Below are 4,559 nucleotides of genomic sequence, written 5' to 3'. Positions count from 1 at the left end.
GTACCCGCCGAACGAACGGGAACGAGGGGGACGGTCATGGCAGACGAGAAGACGGTGTTGATCGGCCGCTGCGGCCCGACGGTGATGCTGCCCAAGCAGGGCAGCAAGATCGTTCCGCTGCGGCGGCACGAGCCGCTGCGGGTGGACGTGGCGGGCGGGGGCCCGGTCGGTCTCGCCTACGCCTGCACCCTGAAGTCGCTGCTGGGGGACCAGGTCTCGATCCGCGTGCACGACCGCCGCTGGACGCGCCGGGGCAACCGCGTCGTGTGGCGCGGCGCGGCCGAGGGCAACAACCGGCGCGAGCAGGTCGTGACGCTGCAGTCGAACGTCTGGGCCGCCCTGCCCGTCGCCGTGCGGCAGCGCCTGTTCGTGCCGGGCAAGTTCTCCGAGATGTGGCCGCTGGGCCCGGACTCGCCCGCGTCGAAGGGGCGTCCGCGCAACATCAAGATCCGCTGGATCGAGGACTGCCTGCTCGACATGGCGCAGGACGTCTACGGCATCGAGGTCGTCCCCGCCGCCTACGAGAAGCCCGCGCGCTGGGACGGCGTGCACGTCCTCGCCATCGCCGACGGCGCCCGTTCCGCCACCCGCGACTCGCTGAAGGACCACTTCGGCACGCCGAGCCGTGAGCTGTTCTCCGTGGACGGTTCGCCGCTCGACGAGCGCGTGCTCGGCATCCGCGTCACGGCCAAGGTCCCCGACGAGCACACCGTGCCGTTGACCGTGGCGCAGAACAGGTTCCTGTTCAACTCGCTCGGCGGCGGCTTCATCAACATGCGCCTGACCGCCGAGGAGGCCTCCGAGATCGTGGCGCTCGGCGAGAGCGGCCCGGTGTCGTGCATCGGCAAGTTCGGCTGCTCGATGCGCCCCGACAACGGCCGCTTCGTCTGCGACCGCCACCGCGCGGTGTTCAAGCCGTCCGTGGACCGCCTGTCGTTCCTGTGGCCGCGGATCCTCGACGGCCTGCGCTTCTTCGGCGTGGGCGTGGCGGACGTCGTGGGCATCAACTCGTTCACCCTGGGCATGCAGCAGATGTCGAAGTTCACCGCGCAACTCGCGCCGTCGACGTTCGGCTTCCTGCTCGGCGACGCGGCCAACTCGCTGCACTTCTGGCCGGGCCGAGGCCTCAACACGGGCCTGAAGAGCGCGCTGTCGCTGGCCGTGAACCTGCAGAAGCGCTGGCGCGGCAAGCCCTTCCGCGCCGCCGACTTCGCCGCGCACGAGGGCGTCATGCAGCAGCTGCAGTACCGCGAGAAGTCCCGCGCCTGGACCACCATGCTCATGCCCGACTCCGAGGGCGTGCCGCGCGGCATCGAGGACCGCATCCGCGAGGGCTTGCAGGGCCCGTACGACCGCAACGCGCTGGTCTCGACCCTGTTCGAGCGCGTCCTGGAGATCAAGAAGCGGCTGGGCGACCGGATGGGCTCGCTGGCGACCGACGAGTGGTACTACGGCCGGATCAACGCCATGGACACCCGGTCGTTGAAGGTCATGGTCGAGTCGGGGGCGTGGATCACGCGGGAGATCGGCGGCGAGGAGGTCGAGATCCCGTCGGCCGAGGTCAAGGCCGTCGAACCGGTTCGCCGCGGGTTGTCGCTGGTCAGCTGAGGTGTCCGGCCGCGAGGTGGTCGGCGTGTGACGGTTCGGGGAGCCGTGCCGATAGTCCCGCCGTGACGTACGAGCACCCCGGCACAGCGCACGAGCGGACATCGGCCTTGGAGAAGGTCAGACCTGGTCCCTACCTCGCCTTCACGTGCGGTCTCCTGGCGGTCGCGATGGTGATCGTGGACGAGGCCGCTCCCACGACCAACCCGGGCTACGAGGCCAGTGGGGCTCCCCGGATCGTGTGGGCCATCTTCGCCGTGTCGGCGGCCGTCGCCATCGGGTTCGTCCCGCTCGACTGGTACTTCCGGCGTCTGCAACGCCGTTTGCGCCGCCTCTGCAACGCTTCCGAGCCGGTCTCCGACTGGCACCCACCCGCCCGGCGGGCCGGCGCGGACCAGGTGCGGGTCGACTTCCGCCGCCCGCCCGCCGCATCCGGCTCCTACCGGCGGGTGACCACGCGGAGCAACGTGGTGGGCGCGCCGCCGTTGCACATCACGTACTTCCGCTGCTTCGCGAACCCGGCGCGCACCCGCACCTTCCTGGAGGGCGCCTGGAGCGAGTTCGGCTACGCGCACCTCCTGCGCCACCCGGAGTCGACGACGTGGCGGGAGCTGTGGCGCCTGCGCCGCCCGGAGGTGATGGCGGAGCTGGTCGTGAGCACGGAGGCGCAGTTGCGGGACCGGCTGCGGCGCTCTCCCGCCGAACCGGTGCGGCGGCGGCCGTACGGGGAGTACCCGGTCCGCGAGTTCTTCTGCTCGGACGCGTTCTGGCAGCGGGCGGCCGGGACGCTGATCGAGATGGCGGACCTGGTGGTGATCGACCTGTCCGGCCTGACCCCGGCGGCGCTCGGCCTGCGGTTCGAGCTGGAGCGGGCCTTCGCCACCAAGCGGCCGGACCAGGTCGTCGTGCTCGCCGACGAGCTGAGCGATCGCGGCTACCTCGCCGCGCAGATCCGCCAAGCGTGGCCGGGCGGTCCCGCCGAGGTGCTGGTGCACGTCCTCGACTCGGTCGTCAGCCGGGACGTGACCCACGTGGGGCCCGACGGGATTCCGATCACCGTCGTGAACACGCAGCTGTACTCCGACCGCTCCGAGTCCAGGCAGCTGCTGCGGTCAGTCCTCCTCGACCTCGCGCCGTGACAGCCGGACCTCCTCGACGTCGAGCTTGCGCTGGATCGTCCGCAGCACGATGTCGTCGATGGCCGCCTCGTCGCGCAGCCGCACCACCGTCGCCCGCTTGTGCGCGATCAGCTCCAGCCGCAGCGCCGCGTACTCGACCTCGGACTGGGCGACCTCCTCGTCGCCCGCCGCCTTGCCCCGCACGACCTCCATGTGGTGCTCGTACTCGGCCAGCACGCGCTTGTAGACGACGTCCGACACGCCGACCCGGTCGGCGAGCGCGGGCAGCGCCCCGTAGGCCTCCTCGGACGCCGTCGACTGGGCCAGGTGCAGCTCCTCGTCCAGCGCCGTGTCCTCGGGCAGCCGCGAGAACCGGATGATCGACGGCAGCATGATCGACTGCACGATCAGCGTCAGCACGACCACGCCGGACGTGATGAGGACGATCTCGTCGCGGAACGGGAACGGCCCGCCTCCGACGACGGTCTCGGGGACGGCCAGCGCGGCCGCCAGCGACACCGCGCCGCGGAAACCGGCGGCCGACGTCACCAGGCGTTGACGGGCGCCCACGCGCCGGAGTCGTTGCTGCGGGCGGCGGTCCAGGGCCCGGATGACGTACGGCGTCGTGTAGCTCCACAGCAGGCGAGTGCCGGTCACGGTCAGCGCGACGAGGCCGATGGCGCCGAACGTCGCGAGGATCTCGGAGCCGTCCAGCGACCGGATGGCGCTGTGGGCCTGGAGTCCGATCAGGACGAACAGGGAGCCGTTCAGCAGGAACGTGGCGACGCCCCAGAACGCGTAGCTCACCTGCCGGGTGTCGGCGCGCACGATGCGCGGCCCGACGCGGGCCAGGGCGAGGCCGCAGGTCACCACGGCGATCACGCCGGAGCCGTGGACGGTCTCGGCGAGCAGGAAGGCGGCGAACGGCGTGAGGATGCTGACGACCGTCTCGTGCAGCGGGCTGTCGAGGCGCTTGCGCAGCTGCACGGCCAGCCAGGCCACCAGCAGGCCCGCGACGGCGCCGCCCGCGTACGAGAGCAGGAGTCGCAGGCCGACCATGCCGGTGCTGAACTCCTGCTCGCCGATGGTGATCGAGATGGCGATCGCGTAGATCACCAGCGCGGTGCCGTCGTTGATCAGCGACTCGGCGCGCAGGATGGTCGTGGTGCGGCGCGGCATGCCCCGTGCGATGGCCGAGACGGCGGTCGCGTCGGTCGGGGCCAGTGCCGCGCCGAGCACCCACGCCGGGCCCCAGCCGAGGCCCAGCGCGTGGGCGACGGCCGCCACCGCCGCGGCGGTGGCGAGCACGAGCAGCGTGCTGAGCAGCACGATCGGGCGCAGGTTGCTGCGGATCTCCCGCAACGAGGTGTTGAGGCTCTCCCAGTACAGCAACGCCGGCAGGAAGATCAGCAGCATCGCCTCCGGCGGCAGGCTGACCTCTTCGAGGGCGGGCACGAAGCCGAGCACCGCGCCGCACACCACGAGCAGGACCGGGGCGGCGACGCGCAACCGTCCCGACACGACGCTGCTCGCCAGGATGCAGACGCCCAGCACCACGACCAGTTCAAGACCGAGCATGCGGTAGAAGATAGGCGGCTCAGGCGCTCAGCGCGTCATCCAGCTCCGCCAGCAACCGCGACTTGGGGCGCGCGCCCACGATCTGCCGGATCGGCACGCCGTCGCGGAACAGCAACATCGTCGGCAACGACATGACCTGGTAGTCGCGCGCGGTGGCGGTGTTCTCGTCCGCGTTGATCTTGAAGACGGTGAGGTCGTCGCGCTCGCTGTCGATCTGGTCGAGGATGGGGGAGAGCATGTGGCACGGTCCGCACCACT

General features: G+C 71.1%; 4 protein-coding genes. 2 read left to right on the top strand and 2 right to left on the bottom strand.

Annotation, left to right across the window (positions count from 1 at the left end; genetic code table 11):
* Together VM306_RS28515 and VM306_RS28510 are read left to right on the top strand one after the other, a co-directional pair.
* Positions 1-1,608: hypothetical protein (locus VM306_RS28515; protein ID WP_325520605.1), on the top strand; the 1,608-nt coding region annotated here is incomplete at its 5' end.
* 62 nt (positions 1,609-1,670) lie between these two features.
* On the top strand, positions 1,671-2,744 hold the full coding sequence (locus VM306_RS28510) for a hypothetical protein (protein WP_325520603.1): 1,074 nt from the start codon (positions 1,671-1,673) through the stop codon (positions 2,742-2,744).
* On the opposite strand, the gene VM306_RS28505 is transcribed toward VM306_RS28510, so the two are convergent.
* Both VM306_RS28505 and VM306_RS28500 read right to left on the bottom strand, forming a co-directional pair.
* Entirely contained in the window at positions 2,718-4,301 is a 1,584-nt protein-coding gene (locus VM306_RS28505; protein WP_325520601.1) for a Na+/H+ antiporter, read from the bottom strand. The genes VM306_RS28510 and VM306_RS28505 overlap by 27 nt on opposite strands.
* Positions 4,302-4,320: 19 nt before the next feature.
* On the bottom strand, positions 4,321-4,559 hold a 239-nt coding region (locus tag VM306_RS28500; protein WP_325520599.1), incomplete at its 5' end, for a thioredoxin family protein.

It is taken from the genome of Lentzea sp., assembly GCF_035525475.1.
In the GTDB taxonomy this organism is placed as follows: domain Bacteria; phylum Actinomycetota; class Actinomycetes; order Mycobacteriales; family Pseudonocardiaceae; genus Lentzea.
This window is presented reverse-complemented; position numbering and strand designations above follow the sequence as displayed.

What these genes read in the sequence shown, in the direction of transcription:
- VM306_RS28505 (WP_325520601.1), bottom strand. Translation starts at nt 4,301, where the DNA reads ATGCTCGGTCTTGAACTGGTCGTGGTGCTGGGCGTCTGCATCCTGGCG.